A 19450-nucleotide genomic window follows, 5' to 3' on the forward strand; every position below is an offset into this window, starting at 1 on the left:
GGACAGCACAAGCGCCTCGAACCGGCGGCGAAGGTCAGATGATAATGGTGCGGGCAGGATGCATCCTCCTGACAAGGATGAATCACAACTCAACACACAAAGGAATCCCAAGATTCAGCGTAAAGGCAAAGTGCTCTAAGAACCACGGACCCGCCGAGGTTCACGACCGGACGTACTTCCTGTCGTTGTATGTCCGCGATCCCACTGGCATCCTCATGGAATATGCGACAGACGGGCCTTGGATGACCGTTGACGAAGCGCCCGACGCGCTTGGCCAGACCCCGTTCCTGCCGCCGCACGAAGTGGATCGCGCCGATGATCTGAAGGTGATGCTGCCCCAGTTTGCCCTGCCGGGCGAAGAGCGATTCCCCGCGCGCGACCTCCCCTTCATTCATCGCTTCAACCGACCAGAGCACCCAGATGGCACGACATTGGTGCTCCTGCATGGCACCGGCGGAAATGAGTCCGACCTGATGCCGATTGCCCGCCGCATTGCGCCGCATGCAACGCTTCTGGGGGTGCGCGGCCGGGCGACCGAGAAAGGAACCAATCGCTGGTTCCGGCGCATCTACGCCGCGGCGTTCGATCAGGCGGACATCCGCAGCGAATCCGAAGCCTTCGCGGCCTTCGTCGAAGGCGCAGTAACCGGTTACGGGATCGACACAGACAGGCTTTTCTTCCTTGGCTATTCCAACGGAGCAAACTTTCTGGCTGCCGTCATCCTCTTCCATCCCGGCGTCGTGCGGCGCGCGATCCTGCTGCGCAGTGCCCAGGTGCCGGAGAACCTACCGGCCGCAGATATCTCTGGAACGCCTGTGCTGATGCTCGATGGCCGCGATGATGTTTTTGCCAACGAAGCGTCAACACTGGCAGACGCCATGCGGGCCTGTGGCGCAAAAGTCGAGTCCCGGAAGCTCTCAGTCGGCCACGAACTGTCCGGCGCAGATGTCACCGACGCGGCGCGGTGGATTGGACAGTATCTTTCGGGCGCAGCGCCTGTTGAGGTGCACACCTAGGGTGCTTCTGGCACTCAACGACAGAGCCCCGCCAATGGTGCTGCGCGGAAAGCGAACGGCCGGTCTGGAGCAGCTGCACTGCGGCGATTGATCATCCTCGAACGACCGAGATGGGCCGGCTTCGACTGCCTGGAAGCCTGAACGGCACAACTCTCGCTTATCGCTCCAGCACCGCGTCAGATAAGAACAACCGACGCCGATCTTGCAATGAATCTCACGACCTCCGAAATGCCAACCGGATCTGCTTCTCGATCTCGACCATTGCGAAGAAGGCCGCGCCGATGCCGACTATCACAAGGCCGTCGACCAGAGGAACCGGCGCGGCGCCAAGAACGGTTTGCAGGGGTGCAAGGTAGGTGACGGCGAATTGGGCGGCTGTTATGGCGATGACCACGGACCAGACCACCTTGGTGCCACGCACGGCGGACCAGGTCAGTGAGGTGCCGTGGATGTTGCGGATGAAGAAGAGGTGGAAGATTTCGAGGACCACCAGCATGTTCATCGCCATGGTTTGAGCGAGAGCGAGCGAATAACCCTTCGCGAGCGCATAGGAAAAGATGCCGAAGACTGCCGCAAGGAAAAGAAGCGCCACCAGCACCACATGCCAGACAAGCCAGCCTGACAAGATGGGCGCGTTACGTGGCCTTGGTGGCCGGGCCATTGTGCCCGCCTCGGTCGGCTCGAAGGCGAGCGCCAGGCCCAGCGTGATGCCGGTGATCAGGTTGACCCAGAGGATCTGGACGGCGGTGATCGGAAGTGCCAGACCGGCCAGAAGTGCCAGGACCACCACCATTGCCTCGCCCGCGTTGGTGGGCAGCTCGAAGCTGATCACCTTCTTCAGGTTGTCCCAGACCGTCCGCCCCTCACGCACTGCCGCGACGATGGTGGCGAAATTGTCGTCGGCGAGAACAAGCTGGGCCGCCTCTTTCGCGGCCTCGGAGCCCTTCAATCCCATCGCTATGCCGGCATCCGCGCGCTTCAGCGCGGGTGCGTCGTTCACGCCGTCGCCCGTCATCGCGACAGACAGTCCGTTCGCTTGCAGTGCCGTGACAAGGCGCAGCTTGTGTTGCGGGCTGGTGCGGGCGAAGACGTTGACACCCGTGACCTCCAGCGCCAGCTGCGCGTCGTCGAGCTTGTCGAGATCGGCGCCGGTCAGAACACGGGATGGGTTTTCCAACCCGATCTCGGCGGCAATAGCCGCAGCGGTGCCCGCATGGTCGCCGGTAATCATCTTGACCTGGATCCCCGCCGCCCGACATTCGGCCACGGCGGCGATGGCCTCTGGGCGGGGCGGGTCGATCAGGCCGACGAGGCCCAGGAAGTCCAGACCTCCGGCCAGTGCCTTTGCATCGATCCGCGTATGCGTCTCAACCCGCTCAGCCAGCGCCAGCACCCGAAGCCCGTGACGTGCCAGCGCCTCGGCCCGGTCATGCCAGTGCCCGTAGTCCAACCCCGCGCACATGCGCAGCACCCTTTCCGGCGCGCCTTTAACGTGAGTCAGGCGTCCTGCCGGACCTTCGGTCAGAACGGCCATGAAACGGTGGCGGCTGTCGAAGGGAACGGCGTCGAGCCGCCGCGCCACATGATCGCCCCCGGCCTTTCCGGCAAAGGCCAAAAGCGCGCCTTCCATCGGATCGCCCTCGACTGACCATTGCCCGTCCTTGAAGTGAAGCCCTGCATCGTTGCAAAGCGTTGCAGCAAGAGCGAGGCGAGTTAGATCACCCGCAGGTGTGATCGCACCTTTTGGCGCATAGCCGTCGCCGGTAATGGCAAAGGCACCTTCGGGCGTTTCAACGGCTGCAACGACCATCTCGTTGCGGGTCAGGGTTCCGGTCTTGTCGGTGCAGATGACCGACACCGATCCGATGGCCTCGATGGCGGGCAGGCGGCGGACGATAGCATGGCGGCTGGCCATAGCCTTCACGCCGATAGCCAGGGTGATGGTCATCACGGCGGGCAGGCCTTCCGGGATCGCGGCCACCGCGACGCCGACCACGGCCATGAACATCTCGGCGAAGGCGTGGTGGCCGACGTAGGTGCCGTAGACCAGGAGCAGGCCCGAGGCGAGGAGGATCAGGGCCGACAGCCAGCGCGCGAAGCTGTCCATCTGCGCGACCAGGGGGGTCGTAAGCTCCTCTACCGCGGCAAGCAGTCCGCCGATCCGCCCGATCTCGGTCCGCGCGCCGGTGGCGACCACCAGCCCCCGCGCGGTGCCCTGGGTTACCAGTGTCCCAGACCACAGCATCGACTGCCGATCGCCAAGGGGCACATCAGCTGCAACCGGTTCCTCGGCTTTCTCGACCGGAACGGATTCGCCGGTCAGGATCGCCTCCTGAGCCCCAACACCTCGTGCCTCGACGACGCGCAGATCGGCCGGTACCTTGTCGCCTGCCTCTAGCAGCACGATGTCTCCTGGTACGAGATCGGCACTGTCGACGCTTAGCCGCCGCCCGTCACGGAGCACGGCGGCGCGGGGTGTGAGCATCTGCCGGATCGCTGCCATCGAGGCCTCGGCCTTGCCCTCCTGGATAAAGCCAATCACGGCGTTGGCCAGGACAACGGCCAGGATCACCCCTGTATCGACCCAGTGCTGCATCGCCCCCGTCACCACGGCGGCACCCAGAAGCACGAGGACCAGAACGTTTTGAAACTGCGCGAGGAACCGCGTCAGCGGACCTCGCGCCCGTTGCTCCGGCAGGCGGTTCGGTCCCTGTTCGGCCAGCCGCCGCGCGGCCTCCGTGGTGGTCAGTCCACCAGCGGTCGCTGATAGCCCCTCAAGGCAGACCGCAACGGTCTTGGCATGCGGATCAGTCAGCGGCATTTTCGGGTGTCCACGCCATCGCTGCGAACCCGCCCGAAAGCCGAAACCTCATGCCTCCGGCACCAATTCCTTCTTCTTGTTGGAGGCTGCTTTCGGGCCCGACGTCTCCGCCGCAGCGACATGCCGTTTCACGGCAACGAAGCTGTCCGGGGTGACCGAGATCGAGTCGATCCCGGCCTTGACCAGAAGCTTGGCGAAGGCAGGATCATTGCTTGGGGCCTGACCACAGAGGCCGACTTTGGCGCCAGCCTTATGGGCACATGCGACCAGGCTTTCGATCATCCACAGGACGGCCGGATCGGATTCGTCGAACAGCGCCGCGAGCTCTTCCGAATCTCGATCCACGCCCAGGGTGAGTTGCGTCAGATCGTTGGAGCCGATGGAAAAGCCGTCGAAGCGGGAAGCGAAGTCTTCGGCGAGGATCACGTTGGCGGGAATCTCGCCCATGACATAGACCTGAAGCCCGTCCTTCCCACGTTTCAGGCCGTGCTTGGCCATGGTGGCGAGCACGCGGTCTGCCTCTTTCGGGCTGCGGCAGAAGGGGATCATTACGACAACGTTGTCAAAGCCCATCTGGTTGCGCAGGCGATGGATGGCCTTGCATTCCAGCGCAAAGCCCTCTTCGTAGCGGGGCGAGTAGTAGCGCGAGGCGCCGCGGAAGCCGATCATCGGGTTTTCTTCCTTCGGCTCGAATTCGCGCCCGCCAAGAAGCTCTGCGTATTCGTTGGTCTTGAAATCGCTCATCCGCACGATGACGGGGCGCGGGTAGGCGACCGCAGCGATCTGCGACAGACCGCGGGCGAGGCCGTCGACGAAGAACTCGGTCTTGTCGGCAAAGCCTTTGGTAAGCTCGGCAATTTCGGCCTTGGCGGCCTCGTCCTTCAGGCGGTCGAAGTTGACGAGTGCCATCGGGTGGACCTTGAGCGCGTTGTTCACCACGAATTCCATCCGCGCCAATCCGACACCATCGAAGGGCAAGCGCCACCAGCGGAACGCGGCGGAGGGGTTGGCGAGGTTCAGCATGATGTTCGTGCGGGTCTTCGGCAGATCGTCGATGCGCAGCTCTTCGGCCTCGAACTCGGCGATGCCTTCGTAGATCACACCTTCGTCGCCGCCCGCGCAGGAGACGGTCACCTCTTGCTCGTCATGCAGGACGTGGGTCGCGTTGCCTGTGCCGACGATGGCGGGAAGGCCCAGTTCGCGGCTCACGATGGCAGCGTGGCTGGTGCGGCCGCCATGGTCGGTGACGATGGCCGAGGCGCGTTTCATGATCGGGACCCAGTCGGGGTCGGTAGTGCCGGTCACAAGGATCGAGCCGTCGACGAACTGGTCGATCTCGTGCGCGCTTTCGATGATGCTGACGCGGCCGGTGGCGACGGCAGAGCCAACGCTGAGGCCTTTCAGCAGGGGCTTGCCAGCCTTCTTGACCGTGTAGGACTTGATCGCACCCGCATCGGCGCGCGACTGCACGGTTTCGGGGCGGGCCTGGACGATGAAAAGCTCGCCCGTGTCGCCGTCGCGGGCCCATTCCATGTCCATCGGCTGGCCGTAGTGATCTTCGATCGTGACTGCCATGCGGGCCAGTTCGAGGATCTCGGCATCGCTCAGCACCCAGGCGGCACGTTCGGCCTTGGAGGTGGGGACATTCTTGGTAGCCCCGCCTTCTGCCCCGGCGTAGATCATCTTGATCTCTTTCGAGCCGCGGATCTTCTTCACGATCGGGGTCAGGGACTTCCTTGAAAGGAAGGGCTTGTAGACCTCGTATTCATCCGGGTTCACCGCGCCCTGCACGACGTTTTCGCCCAAGCCCCAGGCCGCCGTGATCAGCGCCACTTTGTCAAAGCCACTTTCCGTGTCGATCGAGAACATCACGCCCGACCCGCCGGTGTCGGACCGGACCATCCGCTGAACGCCGATCGACAGGGCGACCTTGGTGTGACCGAAACCCTTCAGCTGCCGATAGGTGATGGCACGATCGGTGAAGAGCGAGGCGAAGCAGCGGCGGCAGGCGGCGAGGACGGCCTTTTCACCGCGGACGTTCAGATAGGTTTCCTGCTGGCCGGCGAAGCTTGCGTCCGGCAAGTCTTCCGCTGTGGCGCTGGAGCGGACGGCGACGGGCAGGTCGGTGGTTTTCGCCCGCCGCGAAAGCTCACGGTACGACCTCAGGATGTCAGCCTCGATGTCCTTCGGCCAGTCGCCCGCAAGGATCATGGCCCGGACCCGGGAGCCGGCTTCGTGCAGGGTGATCTTGTGGTCCTGCCAACTGGAAATCACGTCATCGATTCGGGCGTCGAGGTCATTGGCGGTCAGATAGGCGCGATAGGCGTCGGCGGTAGTTGCAAAGCCCCCGGGGACCTTGATCCCCTTCTTGCCCAGCTGCTGGACCATCTCGCCAAGCGAGCTGTTCTTGCCGCCAACCAGCGCGACATCGCCGCGCGCGAGATCTTCAAACCACATGACATTGACTGATTTCGTGGGCATCGGTTGCTCCCCGGTGTTGAATGAACGGCCGACGTGACCATGTGCCATTTTTTCGGTTCCGGTATTGACGCGGATCAAAGTGAACACCGGGGATTGCCGGTCTATTGAACGCAGCAGAAGAAATGGAGGCTGTGATGAGCAAGACCGACATCCTGAGTGTGATGACAAGGATCAAGGGCGCCTCAGCCTTGGATCGGGAGACTTTGGCAGCGGCAGAAATAGTCGTGCGGCGGGTCTTTCCGACGCTGCCCGCGCCATCGAAGGTCGCGTTGGAGCCGGTGGAGGAAGTGCTGCATCTGGTCGATCTGGCCTTGCCGGGCTGGACGATCCAGCTGACCGGCAAAGCGCGAGAGCCTGACGGACATTGGCGCTGTTCGCTGCGCGAAACGCGGGGGAGTGACGAGGACGAGGTTGTCGGTCTGGGAACCGGCCCGGCGGTCGCCCTTGCGCTTCTTGAGGCGCTTCTGGATGTGACCCAGCAAAAGGACCTGTCCTGAGCCGATTGCGAGACCCGCGACCGGACTCCGCTGACACACGTGATGGTCGTCTTTTCTGACAGACCTACGAATGCTTCCCGCAAAGGAGCCTGCCTGCCATGGGGGAAAGATCAGACATCGTCTTTCGCGCGACGGGCCTGACCAAGGTCTACAGAAGCGGCGAGCAGGAAGTGCATGCCCTTCGCGGCGTGGATTTCCAGGCCGCAAAAGGCGAGTTTGTTGTCATCCTCGGACCTTCGGGATCGGGCAAGTCGACCTTCCTCAACATCGTGGGCGGGCTTGATACTGCGACCGCCGGCGAGGCCTGGTTCGAGGAGCACCAGCTTACGGTGCTGAGTGAAGGCGAACTCACACAGTACCGCCGCGACCACGTGGGCTTTGTCTTCCAGTTCTACAACCTGGTCCCGAGCCTCACCGCCCGCGAAAATGTCCAGCTGGTTACCGAAATCGCTCGCCACCCGATGCCCGCCGACGAGGCATTGGCGCTGGTGGGGCTTGCGGAACGCGCCGACCATTTCCCGGCCCAGCTCTCTGGGGGTGAACAGCAACGCGTCGCAATCGCTCGCGCCATCGCCAAGAACCCCGAGGTGCTTCTGTGCGACGAACCGACCGGGGCCTTGGACAGCGCGACAGGCATCAAGGTGCTGGAAGCGCTGACCCAAGTGAACCGGGCGGTGGGCGCGACGACCCTGGTCATCACCCACAACGCCGCCATTCGCGACATCGCCGACCGGGTGCTGCGCTTTGCGGACGGACGGATCGTCGAAGAGACCGTCAACGCGACCAAGAAGGCCCCGGCGGAGGTCGTATGGTGATCCCGCCTCTCCGCCGCAAGGTCCTGCGTGACCTGCGCCGCCTCTGGGCGCAGGTGCTGGCGATTGCGCTGGTGCTTGCGGCGGGAGTGGCAACGCTGATCCTGGGGAACGGCGCCTACTCCTCGCTGCATGAGACGCGTGCCCGCTACTACGAAGAGAACCGCTTCGCCGATGTGTTTTCCGATGTGACCCGCGCGCCCCGTGCGCTTCTTGCCGAGATCGAGGAGATCGAGGGCGTTCTCGACGCTGAAGCGCGGATCGTGAAGCTTGGTCTTCTAGACTTGCCAACGATGGCGGAGCCGGGCTCGGTCCTCTTCGTGTCTCTTCCCGGCAGCAACGGCACCGGCCTGAACCGGCTTTATCTCAAGCGTGGGCGGCTGCCTGACCCGCAATCGGCCCATGAGGTGGCGGTCTCGGACGGTTTCGCCACGGCACATCGCCTTGCCCCGGGCGATAAGTTGCCGGTGCTGATGAACGGCCAGCGTCGCGAGCTTCTGATCACCGGCGTCGCGCTCTCGCCCGAGTTCATCTACGCCCTGGGCCCCGGCCAGATGATGCCGGACCCCCGCCGCTACGGCATCGTCTGGGCGCCCCGTGCCAGCCTTGAGGCCACCTACGATCTGGAAGGCGCCTTCTCGAATGTAGTCCTTAAGCTGGCCCCCGGTGCCAACCCGGACCGGGTGATCGAGGTCCTGGACCGGCTGACGACCCCTTACGGCGGCGTGGGCGCCTCGGCACGCAAGGACCAGATTTCGCATGCTTTTCTGGACGCCGAGATGAAGCAGCTTTCGGCCATGGCCAAGGTCCTGCCGCCAATCTTCCTGCTCGTCGCGGCGATGCTTGTGAACATGACGCTTGCGCGTCTGATCGCGCTGGAACGGGAACAGATCGGGCTTCTGAAGGCGATCGGCTATTCCTCTCGCGCGGTGGCGCAGCACTACATCGAGTTCGTGCTGCTCATCGCCGTCGTCGGGATCCTGATCGGCTTTGGCGGCGGGGCCTGGCTCGGGGCGGGCCTTGCACGCATGTACGCCCGGTTCTTCACCTTTCCCTACCTCGTCTTCACCCGCGACCCTCAGCTCTACGGGGTCGCCGCGATGATCACGTTTGGCGCTGCATTGGGTGGCGCCATCTATGCGGTGCGCGGGGTGGTGAAGCTGCCGCCCGCCGTCGCCATGTCACCACCGGCCCCCGTGACGTACCGGCAACGCATGGGCTGGTTCCGCCGTTTGATGCCGCTCCGCCAGACCGGCGTGATGGTGGCACGGCATCTTTTTCGCTGGCCGTTCCGAACCGCCTCCAGCATCCTTGGGGTCGCCATGGCCGTTGCGATCCTTGTCGCGTCGCTTTGGTCCTTCGGATCGATCAACCACATGATCGACATCACCTTTTTCCGCGCAGAGCGGCACGACGCCATGGTCGTCTTCGGCATGCCGGAGCCGAACCGCGCCACGTTCGCTGCGGCCAAGATGCCGGGGGTGATGGTTGCCGAGCCCTTCCGCATGGTCACGGCGAGGATCAGCCATCGGAACCATTGGAAGAAGCTCTCGGTCACCGGCCGACCGGCTGATGCAAAGCTCTCGCGGGTCCTGGACCCGGACCTGCAGCCGATGCCCATGCCTAGGGAAGGGTTGATCCTTTCCGAGGCTCTGGCCGATGCGCTGTCGGTCGGTCCCGGCGATCTGGTGACGGTCGAGGTGCTGGAAGGCGCGCGTCCGACGGTGACCCTGCCGGTCAGCGGCATCTCGCTTGGCTATGTCGGCCTTGCTGCTGCGATGGAGATTGGGGGATTGAACCAGCTGATGGGCGAGGGCGCCGTTGTGTCTGGCCTGAACCTGCAAATCGATGCAGCGCAGGAACAGGCGTTCTACGCGGCTGCGAAAGCTGCCCCGAAGACCGAATTCATCATTGTCACGGCTCTGACGGTCAACCGCTTCAAGGAGACGATCGCCGAGAACATCACCGTGATGATCTCGGTCTACGTGATCCTTGCCACCATCATCGCTGTTGGGGTCGTCTACAACTTCTCGCGCATCGCACTCTCTGAGCAGGGACGCGAGCTTGCCAGCCTGCGCGTTCTTGGCTTCACCAGGGGCGAGGTCTCGCGCGTCCTCTTCGGCGAACTGGCTGTCGTCGTTCTGCTTGCCCAGCCGATCGGCTGGCTGATCGGTTATGGCATAAGCCTCGCGATGGTCGCGGCCTTCTCCTCCGACCTCTACCGCGTCCCCTTGGTCCTTGGCCGTGAGGTCTTTGCGGCCGCCAGCCTCATTGTCTGCGCCTCGGCTTTGGTTTCGGCCTTCGCGATCAGGGGCCGGATCAACAATCTCGACATGATCGAAGTCCTGAAGACACGGGAGTGACCCATGCGCCGCCTCATCCCTGCCGCCACCGCCATAGCCGTCATCGCCTTCCTGGTCTGGGCGTTCAAGCCTCGCCCGGTCGAGGTGGAACTGGCCGAAGTCGCCCCCCGCAGCCTGGAAGTCGCCGTCGAGGAAGAGGGCGAGGCACGGATCCGCGAGGTCTTCACCGTCTCGGCCACCATCACGGGCAAGCTAAAACGCATCAGCCTGCATGCTGGGGACGAAGTGACCGAAGGCGAAACCGTGGTCGCCGCCATCGGTCCCGCCGCCCCGGTCCTTCTCGACAGCCGCTCGCGGGCGGTGGCCGAAGCGACAGCCGCCGCCGCGCAAGCGGCCATGGACCTTGCCCGCGCCCAGCTTGCACAGGCCGAGGCAACGCTGGAGTTCATGACCGGAGAGGCCAACCGCGCCATCGCGCTTTACGAAAAGGGCGCGGTTTCACAGCGGACCTACGACAACGCCGTCCGCGAGCGGAAGACGGCCGAGGCGGCGGTCAGCAGTGCGATTGCCAACCTTGCCGTGCGCGAGAAGGAACTGGAAAGCGCGCTTGTCGTGCTGCGGTCGGACAGGAACGGCGAAAGGGACAAATGCTGCGTGAACATCGTCGCCCCGGTCTCGGGTCGGGTGCTGCGGGTGCTGACGGAAAGCGAGCAGGTCGTCCAACCGGGCACTCCGATCCTGGAGATTGGCGATCCAGTTAATCTGGAGATCGTGGTCGACCTTCTGTCTCGCGACGCCGTGCGCGTGAAGGAAGGGGCCGAAGCAAGCATCACCGGCTGGGGCGGCGCACCTATCCCGGCCAAGGTGGAACGGGTCGAACCTTCGGCGGTGACCAAGATCTCGGCTTTGGGGATCGATGAGCAGAGGGTAAAGGTCATCCTCAGCCTTTCCGGTCCGGCAGAAGGTTGGAGCGAGCTTGGCCACGGCTTCCGCGTCATCACCCGCATCGCGCTTTGGCGGGGTGACAACGTGCTAACGATCCCGGTCGGCGCGCTGTTCCGTGATGGAGCGGATTGGGCGACCTATGTTGTCCGCGACGGGCGGGCCGCCCTGCAGCGGATCACCCTGGGCGAGCGGAATGAGAACTACGCACAGGTGCTGGAAGGGCTGGCCGAAGGGGACGACGTGATCCTGCATCCAAGCGATCTGGTCGTTGAGGGCGGCGCGGTGAAAGGCCTGCCGGTTCAGGAGGAGTGACCGGAGATTCTGCGCCCGGCCTCAGAGGTGAATCGACGCGGCATGATCTCGATCAAGGCTGGGCCGTTGCCCGGTGCTAGTGTTGCAATGTGGGCTGCCGTTGCGAACTCGATGCATGCCGCCTGAACTTGGCCGCGTTGGCAGCGAGGTTGCATGCGGCGGTCAGCCGCTCCGCTGGGATATCGGCTGAGAAAGGAAACCCAATGCTGCAGATACGCATTCACGGTCGCGGAGGACAGGGTGTGGTAACTGCTGCCGAAATGCTGTCGATCGCGGCCTTTGAGCAAGGCCGCCACGCCCAGGCCTTTCCCAGCTTCGGCTCGGAACGCACCGGCGCGCCGGTCGTGTCCTTCTGCCGGATCGACGACAAACCGATCCGCTCACGCGAACCGATCAGTGCCCCTGACGTGCTGATCATCCAGGACGTGCATCTATTGCACCAGGTTGACGTGTTTCAGGGTCTGATGCCGCAGGGATATGTCCTGATCAACTCCGGGCGAACGGCGAGCGAGCTGGGTCTGGACGACGTGGTCGCGCGGATGCCGCCGGGGCGTGTGATCACGCTACCTGCGACCGACATCGCCATGAAGCATCTGGGGCGGCCGCTGCCGAATGCGGTCCTGCTGGGGGGATTTGCCGCAATGACCGGGTTGATCACGCTTGAGGCGGTGGTCCACGCCATCCACGACAAGTTCAAGGGGTCCGTCGCCGAGCGCAATGACGCCGCTGCGACCGAGGCCTATGACCTTCTCGCCGCAAAGGAGACGTCATGATCAGCCAGATGGAAGGCTCGCAGGCGGTCGCGCAGTCGGTCGCCCTGTGTCGGCCCGAGGTGATCTGTGCCTATCCGATTTCTCCGCAGACCCATATCGTCGAAGGGCTGGGCGCGCTGGTCAAGGGCGGCACGCTGGCCCCTTGCGAGTTCCTGAACGTCGAAAGCGAATTTGCCGCGATGAGCGTGGCCATCGGTTCCTCGGCAACGGGTGCCCGCACCTACACGGCGACCGCAAGTCAGGGTCTCCTGTTCATGGTCGAGGCCATCTACAACGCCTCGGGCCTAGGGTTGCCGATCGTGATGACGGTCGCCAACCGCGCCATCGGGGCGCCGATCAACATCTGGAACGACCATTCGGATTCGATGAGCCAGCGTGATTGCGGCTGGCTGCAGCTCTTTGCCGAAAGCAACCAGGAGGCGGTGGACCTGCACATTCAGGCATTCCGGCTTGCTGAAGAGCTGTCGATGCCGGTGATGGTCTGCATGGACGGTTTCATCCTGACCCACGCCTATGAGCGGCTGGATATCCCCTCGCAAGCTCAGGTGGATGCGTTTCTGCCGCCCTATGAGCCGCGGCAGGTGCTTGACCCGGCCGAGCCGGTGTCGATTGGCGCGATGGTGGGGCCGGAGGCGTTCATGGAGGTCCGCTATATCGCGCATGCGAAGCAGACCATGGCGCTGGAGCGGATCCCTGAAATCGCTGCCGAGTTCGAGGCTGGTTTTGGCCGCGCGGCGGGGGGCTTGGTTCGGGGCTACCGGATTGACGACGCCGAAACCATCGTGGTTGCGCTTGGCTCTGTCGTGGGCACTTTGGAAGAGACCGTCGATGCCATGCGCGACGGGGGCGAAAAGATCGGCCTGCTGTCGATCCGATCCTACCGGCCCTTCCCCTTGGCGGCCGTGCGGGGGGCACTCAAAGGCGCAAAGCGTGTCGTTGTGCTGGAGAAGAGCTTTTCAGTGGGCATGGGGGGCGTGGTCTCGGCTGATGTGCGGATGGCCCTCTCGGGGATCAAGTTGCGCGGTTACACCGTTGTCGCGGGCCTTGGTGGCCGCCCGATCACGCAAGGATCGCTACGACGGATGCTTGCCGATGCGGTGGCGGACCGGCTGGAACCCCTGACTTTCCTCGATCTGAACCACGAAGTCGTCAACCGCCAACTTGCCCGCGAAGCGTCGATGCGGCGGTCTGGCCCGATCGCCGAGAACCTGCTGCGCGACATCGGTGGCAAGGCTGAAAAGGTGGAGGTGAGGCCATGACGCAGGAGATCAAGTTCTACCAGACCGGGACCTTTACCGTCGGCAACCGGCTCTTGGACCCGGCGCAAAGGACCGTTCAGGCCTCGATTGCGCGCGACAACTCGCTGACCTCCGGCCACCGCGCCTGTCAGGGCTGCGGCGAGGCCTTGGGCGCGCGCTATGCTGTTGATGCCGCAATGCGCGCGACGGGCGGGCAACTGATCGCCGCCAATGCGACGGGCTGCCTTGAGGTGTTTTCCACGCCCTACCCCGAAACGAGCTGGAAACTGCCCTGGCTCCACAGTCTCTTCGGCAATGCGGCGGCGGTCGGGACGGGCATCGCCGCGGCCCTGAAAGTCAAGGCTGCGAACGCCGGGCTTGAGCAGAGCGCAGTCCGAGTGATCGCGCAAGGCGGCGATGGTGGCACCACCGACATCGGATTTGGCTGCCTGTCGGGCATGTTCGAGCGCAACGATGATGTGCTCTACATCTGCTACGATAACGAAGGCTATATGAACACTGGCGTGCAGCGGTCGTCAGCAACACCACCTGCCGCGCGAACCGCAACGACTATGCCGCTCGGCCCCAATCCGGGCGCAGAATTCGGCAAGGGCAAGAACGTGCCGCTGATCGCGGTGGCCCACGAGATTCCTTACGTCGCCACAGCCACGGTGGCCGACCTTCGCGATCTCGAAGCCAAGGTCGAAAAGGCGATGTCGATGCGCGGCGCGCGTTATCTGCAGGTCTTCGTGCCCTGTCCGCTGGGCTGGGGGGCCGCCAGTTGCGACACGATCAAGCTCGCGCGCCTCGCCCGAGAAACCGGCATCTTCCCGGTGTTCGAGGCCGAAGCAGGTGAGATCACCAGCGTCGCGAAAATCCGTCACCGGGTTCCCGTTGAGGACTATCTGAAGCTGCAGAAGCGCTACGCGCATCTTTTCGGCAGCCACCCCCGCCCCGATCTCGTCGCGCGGATTCAGGCGATGGCGGACAAGAACATCAAACGCTTCGGCTTGCTGGAGGATGCGGCATGACGATGAAAAAGCCCTATGCCATCACGCTTGATCCAGGATCGTCGCTTGCCAACAAGACCGGGTCGTGGCGCACCGAACGCCCGGTCTATGTCGACCGGCTGCCACCCTGCAACCACGAATGCCCGGCGGGCGAGGACATCCAGGGCTGGCTCTATCACGCTGAGAGCGGGGACTATGAGGCGGCCTGGCGGCATCTGACGCGCGACAACCCGTTCCCGGCGATCATGGGGCGGGTCTGCTACCATACCTGCGAGACCGCCTGCAATCGGGCGAAGCTTGATACGGCCGTAGGGATCAATTCAGTCGAACGGTTTCTGGGCGATGAGGCGCTGCGGCAGGGTTGGGCCTTTGCGGCACCGGCAGCCGAGACCGGCAAGACGGTGCTCGTTGTAGGGGCCGGGCCTTCGGGCCTCTCCGCCGCCTATCACCTGCGCCGGATGGGCCATGCGGTGACGGTGATCGAGGCAGGCGAAAAGCCGGGCGGGATGATGCGGTTCGGCATCCCGAAATACCGGCTGCCGCGCGACGTGCTGGACGGCGAGGTGGCGCGTATCGCTGCGATGGGCGTGCGGTTCCGCTACGGTGAGAAGGTGGCGGATATCGCGGTGACGATGAAAGAGGTCGGCGCCGACACGACCTTCCTTGCCATCGGGGCGCATATCGCCAAGCGCGCTTACATTCCCGCCAAGGACTCCTCGCGCATTCTGGACGCCGTGTCGGTGCTGCGGTCGATGGAGGGCGAGGAGAAGCCGATGCTCGGCCGGCGTGTGGTCGTCTATGGCGGAGGCAATACGGCCATCGACGTCGCCCGCAGTGCGCGGCGCCTCGGGGCAACCGACGCCATCATCGTCTACCGCCGCACCCGCGACAGAATGCCCGCGCATGATTTCGAGCTGGAAGAAGCGCTGGAGGAAGGCGTTAAGGTGAAGTGGCTGTCGACCATCACCGGAGCCGAGGGCGGGCAGCTGACCATCGAAAAGATGGTGCTGGACGCTGACGGCAAACCGCAACCGACCGGCGAGTTCGAAACACTGGAGGCGGACTCGCTGGTGCTGGCGCTTGGACAGGATGTGGACCTGTCGCTCTTGTCCTCGATCCCCGACCTGATGACCGCCGACGGCGTGGTGCAGGTCGATCCCGACACGATGATGACGGGGCATCCGGGGCTCTTCGCCGGGGGCGATATGGCACCGGGTGAGCGAAATGTCACGGTTGCCATCGGCCACGGCAAGAAAGCCGCCCGCCACATCGACGCCTGGCTGCGGGGTGAGACGTTGCCAGCCAGGGCTGAGAAGCGGCTGGCGGGCTTTGATCGGCTGAACACCTGGTACTATGCCGATGCGCCCAAGACGATGCGCCCGCAGCTGGACCTCGCGCGGCGCACGTCGAGTTTTGACGAAGTGCAGGGCGGCCTCAGCGAAGCCACGGCTTTGTTTGAGGCCCGGCGCTGCCTGAGTTGCGGCAACTGCTTTGAATGCGACAACTGCTATGGCGTCTGTCCCGACAACGCGGTGATCAAGCTTGGACCGGGCAACCGGTTCGCGATCAATCTGGACTACTGCAAAGGCTGCGGCATCTGCGCTGCGGAATGCCCCTGTGGGGCCATCGAGATGGTGCCGGAAGAAACCTGAACCGTCAGCAAATCCGGGGCAGTTGCTCGCCGACAAGCATGTCGACAATCCGGTTGCCGCCAAAAAGGGTGCGCATGGTGACCATGCCGCTGTTCTCCGATACAGCTCGACCGATGATCGCGGCGCCAACGCCTGCCGGGGTGGCGCGCATTGCGGCCAGCGCCGCCTGCGCTTGTGGCTCGGGTACGAACAGAACAAGCGTTCCTTCATTGGCAAGGTACAACGGATCAAGTCCCAGAATCTCGCAGACCCCGCGTACTTCGGGATGGATGGGAAGATGGGCCTCATCGATCTCGATGCCGACGCCCGCTGCTTCCGCCATTTCGTTCAACGCCGAGGCCAGACCGCCGCGCGTCGCATCGCGCGCGGCGACCGTTCCGGGAGCAGCAGCAAGGACCGCTTCCATGAGCTGGCCCAGGCTTTGACAGTCCGAAGCTATGGTTGTCGACAACGCCATGTCGCCACGCGCGGCGAGAATGGCTGCCCCATGGTTGCCGAGAACGCCGTTGACCAGGGCGACGTCGCCGGGCCGGATATTGGCAGCGGCGAGATTTCGTCCAACAGGGATCACGCCAATGCCCGAGGTCGTCACAAAAATCCGATCCGCAGCACCGCGCCCGACCACCTTGGTATCGCCGGTGACGATGCGCACGCCCGCGCTCTTTGCTTCACGCGCCATTGACGCGACAATCCTGTGCAACAGCGCAACCTCGCAGCCTTCTTCGATGATGAACGCAGCGGACAACCAGAGGGGTCTCGCCCCCCCGACCACAAGGTCGTTCACCGTGCCGCAAACGGCGATCTTTCCGATGTCGCCGCCGGGAAATTCGACAGGTGTCACGACGAAACTGTCGGTCGTAAAGGCGAGCTGCGCGCCCGGTTCGGTCAGTGCCGGATGGCTCAACCGGGCCTGATCCTCTTTGCCCGGCGGATCAAACGCGGACCGAAAGACCGCGTCGATCAGATCATGCATCGCCCGCCCGCCGCCGCCATGGGCAAGGGTCACGTGGGTATCTCCCAGCGCCGGTCTCACGGTGCGACCGTCGACAGCCGTGCGCCGCCGTATTGCCAGTAGGCCGCACATGCGCCTTCTGACGACACCATCAGGGCACCGAGTGGCGTGTCGGGTGTGCAGCCGCGCCCGAACTGCGGACATTGCAGCGGCTTCATGCGCCCGGTCATGACCTGCCCGCAGGCGCAGCCGTCCGGCTCAGCCACCACGCGCGGACCAGCACCATAGCCGATACCGAACTTCTCCTCGGCGTCGAACGCGCGATACTTCTCGCGAATGCGGAGGCCAGAGAGATCGATCTCGCCCAGGCCCCGCCATTCGAAACTGGGGCGGCGTTCGAAGACGTCGGCCATCGCAGCCAAGGACGCTGGATTGCCGTGTTCGGGCACCACGCGGGCGTATTGGTTTTCCACTTCGGCGCGTCCTTCGTGGATCTGGGTCAGGACCATCAGCACCGATTGCAGCAGGTCCAGCGGCTCGAACCCCGCCACGACGATTGGCTTGCCATAGTCGCGGGCGATGAAATCGTAAGGATGAGTGCCGATCACCATCGACACATGGCCGGGGCCGACGAAACCATCCAGCACCATATGCGGATCGTCCAGCAGCGCCTTGATCGGTTCTGGCACCGTGATGTGATTGCAGAAAAGGCTGAAGTTGGTCAGCCCCTCTGCCGCCGCCGTCTGCAGGGTAATCGCGGTAGAGGGTGTTGTGGTTTCAAACCCCAGCCCAAAGAAGATCACCTCGCGCGCAGGGTTGCATCTGGCCAGTTCCAGCGCATCAAGGGGCGAATAGACTATCCGTACGTCGGCCCCCGCGGCGCGTGCCTGCAACAGGGACTTGCCCGTGCCGGGCACCCGCATCGCGTCGCCGAAGGTCGTGAAGATCACCTCGGGGCGTTCGGCCAGCTGAATGGCCTCATCCACTCGGCTGCGTGGCAGCACGCAGACTGGACAGCCCGGTCCATGGATGAATTCGATCCCTGGAGGCGTCAATTTGTCGAGACCATAGCGAAAGATCGCATGCGTGTGCCCTCCGCAAATCTCCATGACATGAATGGGCTTGGTGGCGGTTGCCCCCAGAGAGTCGGTGACTTTCTCGATCGCCGCCAGCAGCGATTTCGCGGCAACCGGGTCGCGGAACTCGCTGACGTATTTCACTGGGCCTGCTCCAGTCCAGCGGCAGTTTCGGCTATTGCTCCAAGGGCTTCCTGCATTTCTCCAAGATCGCGCAGAGCTGCGAGTGTCTTGGCCGCTTCGTCCGCATCGATCACCGCCATGGCAAAACCGACGTGGATCAGCGTCCATTCCCCGATCAACAAAGTCAGCGGGTCGCGCGCGATGCAGGCGACCGATACCTCGCGCTGCACGCCCGATATCTCGGCCATTGCCATCTGGCGGGCAGGGTCGGTGATGGAGATGATCTGTCCTGGAATTCCAAGGCACATCGCTTCGTCCTTTCCAATCGACGAGCCTTTCAGACTGCCCGCGCCAGCGTCTTTTCCGCATGCCTTGCGCGCAGCCAGGCAACCCACTCCCACATGCCTTCGCCGGTCCGAGCCGAAACCCGGAGGGTCTCGGTCTTCGGGTTTATCCGCCGCAGGTTGGCCTCATAGGCCGCCAGATCGGCGTCGCAATGTGGCGCAAGATCGGTCTTGTTCAGGATTGCCAGTTTGGAGGCCGCAAACATATCCGGGTACTTAAGCGGTTTGTCTTCGCCTTCGGTGACCGAGAGGATCGCCACTTTGGCATCCTCTCCCAGGTCAAACGCGGCAGGGCAGACCAGATTGCCGACGTTTTCGATGAAGAGAAAGCCCCCAGGCTGCAGTGAAAGCTGATCCATCGCACGACCGACCATTTCGGCGTCCAGATGGCAGCCCTTGCCGGTGTTGATCTGTATGGCTGGCGCCCCTGTCGCGCGGATGCGTTCGGCGTCGTTCGAGGTTTGCTGATCTCCTTCAATGACCGCGAGAGGTGTCCCACCCAGCATCTCGATCGTGCGGCACAGAAGCGTAGTCTTTCCGGAACCGGGGGACGAAACGAGATTGACCGCATAGGCGCCCAAGGTTTGCAACACGCGGCGGTTGGCCGCGGCAAGGCCGTTGTTCTTGGACAGAATATCGGTCTCGATCGCGATGATCCGCGCCTGCGAAAGGCCGGGAGCAGACACACCAGCCGCGCCCATACCGTAGTGCTGGTGGTGATCATGAACGTGGGAAAGAGCGGCACTGAACTGGGCGTGTGAATGCCCGGACTTGATGTCGAACTTTACGGTGTCACTGCAGCCGCAGACCGTACACATCAGACCACCTCCATGTCCTTGATCCGCATCTCGTCGCCTCCCTCTGGCAACAATCGCTCACCACCACATCGCGGGCAGCACGCCAGCCGATCCATGATTTCGACCGTTTCCATGCAATCATGGCACTGCGCGCGCGCCGGCAGATCAATGATCTCCAGCCGCGCACCCTCGGCAACCGAGCCGCGCATCACAGCATCAAAACCAAAGCGCAGCGCCGATTGCTCGATGCCGGCGAAAGCGCCGATTTCCAAAGTGATCCTGCGCACGGAGGAAAAGC

Annotated in this window: 15 protein-coding genes and 1 pseudogene; 9 read left to right on the forward strand and 7 right to left on the reverse strand. The window is 63.7% G+C overall.

Going from position 1 to position 19450, the window contains the following annotated elements:
* Nucleotides 1-1016, forward strand: a pseudogene (locus ACRCSW_RS21520) (hypothetical protein); the annotation flags it as partial.
* 214 nt (nucleotides 1017-1230) lie between these two features.
* Here the strand turns inward: ACRCSW_RS21520 and ACRCSW_RS21525 are convergent.
* Both ACRCSW_RS21525 and ppsA read right to left on the reverse strand, forming a co-directional pair.
* Nucleotides 1231-3837 carry an HAD-IC family P-type ATPase gene (locus ACRCSW_RS21525; protein ID WP_438707700.1) on the reverse strand — a complete coding sequence of 869 codons (2607 nt, stop codon included), beginning with the start codon at nucleotides 3835-3837 and terminating at the stop codon, nucleotides 1231-1233.
* 48 nt (nucleotides 3838-3885) lie between these two features.
* Nucleotides 3886-6318: a phosphoenolpyruvate synthase gene (gene ppsA, locus ACRCSW_RS21530; protein WP_438707701.1), complete on the reverse strand. Its 2433-nt coding sequence runs from the start codon at nucleotides 6316-6318 to the stop codon at nucleotides 3886-3888.
* Nucleotides 6319-6452: 134 nt separating this feature from the next.
* Here ppsA and ACRCSW_RS21535 point away from each other — a divergent pair, with 134 nt between their 5' ends.
* The 8 genes from ACRCSW_RS21535 to ACRCSW_RS21570 all read left to right on the forward strand — a co-directional run bounded on the left by ACRCSW_RS21535 (nucleotide 6453) and on the right by ACRCSW_RS21570 (nucleotide 15860).
* A complete protein-coding gene (locus ACRCSW_RS21535; RefSeq protein ID WP_438707702.1) occupies nucleotides 6453-6815 on the forward strand; it encodes a hypothetical protein in 363 nt (120 codons plus the stop codon).
* Nucleotides 6816-6913: 98 nt separating this feature from the next.
* Nucleotides 6914-7630, forward strand: a complete 717-nt coding sequence (locus tag ACRCSW_RS21540) for an ABC transporter ATP-binding protein (protein ID WP_438707703.1) — start codon at nucleotides 6914-6916, stop codon at nucleotides 7628-7630.
* Complete coding sequence (locus tag ACRCSW_RS21545; protein ID WP_438707704.1) at nucleotides 7624-9990, forward strand: ABC transporter permease; 2367 nt, start codon at nucleotides 7624-7626, stop codon at nucleotides 9988-9990. Before ACRCSW_RS21540 ends, ACRCSW_RS21545 begins: the two co-directional genes overlap by 7 nt.
* A gap of 3 nt (nucleotides 9991-9993) precedes the next feature.
* Nucleotides 9994-11187, forward strand: coding sequence for an efflux RND transporter periplasmic adaptor subunit (locus ACRCSW_RS21550; RefSeq protein WP_438707705.1), 1194 nt, complete (start codon nucleotides 9994-9996; stop codon nucleotides 11185-11187).
* Nucleotides 11188-11390: 203 nt separating this feature from the next.
* The gene (locus tag ACRCSW_RS21555; protein ID WP_438707706.1) at nucleotides 11391-11960 is read left to right on the forward strand and encodes a 2-oxoacid:acceptor oxidoreductase family protein; all 570 of its coding nucleotides are present in this window, start codon (nucleotides 11391-11393) and stop codon (nucleotides 11958-11960) included.
* Nucleotides 11957-13219, forward strand: coding sequence for a pyruvate ferredoxin oxidoreductase (gene porA / locus ACRCSW_RS21560; RefSeq protein WP_438707707.1), 1263 nt, complete (start codon nucleotides 11957-11959; stop codon nucleotides 13217-13219). The genes ACRCSW_RS21555 and porA overlap by 4 nt, the downstream gene beginning before the upstream one ends.
* Complete coding sequence (locus ACRCSW_RS21565) at nucleotides 13216-14229, forward strand: thiamine pyrophosphate-dependent enzyme (protein WP_438707708.1); 1014 nt, start codon at nucleotides 13216-13218, stop codon at nucleotides 14227-14229. The genes porA and ACRCSW_RS21565 overlap by 4 nt, the downstream gene beginning before the upstream one ends.
* Nucleotides 14226-15860: an NAD(P)-binding protein gene (locus ACRCSW_RS21570; protein WP_438707709.1), complete on the forward strand. Its 1635-nt coding sequence runs from the start codon at nucleotides 14226-14228 to the stop codon at nucleotides 15858-15860. Before ACRCSW_RS21565 ends, ACRCSW_RS21570 begins: the two co-directional genes overlap by 4 nt.
* A 4-nt stretch (nucleotides 15861-15864) precedes the next feature.
* On the opposite strand, the gene hypE is transcribed toward ACRCSW_RS21570, so the two are convergent.
* The 5 genes from hypE to ACRCSW_RS21595 form a co-directional block, all read right to left on the reverse strand.
* Nucleotides 15865-16944, reverse strand: a complete 1080-nt coding sequence (gene hypE / locus ACRCSW_RS21575; RefSeq protein WP_438707710.1) for a hydrogenase expression/formation protein HypE — start codon at nucleotides 16942-16944, stop codon at nucleotides 15865-15867.
* Nucleotides 16890-18032 (reverse strand): hydrogenase formation protein HypD, encoded by a 1143-nt coding sequence (gene hypD, locus ACRCSW_RS21580; RefSeq protein WP_438707711.1) that lies wholly within the window; start codon nucleotides 18030-18032, stop codon nucleotides 16890-16892. Before hypD ends, hypE begins: the two co-directional genes overlap by 55 nt.
* Nucleotides 18029-18319 carry a HypC/HybG/HupF family hydrogenase formation chaperone gene (locus tag ACRCSW_RS21585; protein WP_438707712.1) on the reverse strand — a complete coding sequence of 97 codons (291 nt, stop codon included), beginning with the start codon at nucleotides 18317-18319 and terminating at the stop codon, nucleotides 18029-18031. The genes hypD and ACRCSW_RS21585 overlap by 4 nt, the downstream gene beginning before the upstream one ends.
* Before the next feature lie 29 nt (nucleotides 18320-18348).
* A complete protein-coding gene (hypB, locus tag ACRCSW_RS21590; protein WP_438707713.1) occupies nucleotides 18349-19173 on the reverse strand; it encodes a hydrogenase nickel incorporation protein HypB in 825 nt (274 codons plus the stop codon).
* The coding region (locus ACRCSW_RS21595) for a hydrogenase maturation nickel metallochaperone HypA/HybF (RefSeq protein ID WP_438707714.1) at nucleotides 19173-19450 on the reverse strand (278 nt) is incomplete at its 5' end. The genes ACRCSW_RS21595 and hypB, both read right to left, overlap by 1 nt.

The sequence above is a fragment of the Tabrizicola sp. genome, from assembly GCF_051645465.1.
GTDB lineage: Bacteria > Pseudomonadota > Alphaproteobacteria > Rhodobacterales > Rhodobacteraceae > Tabrizicola.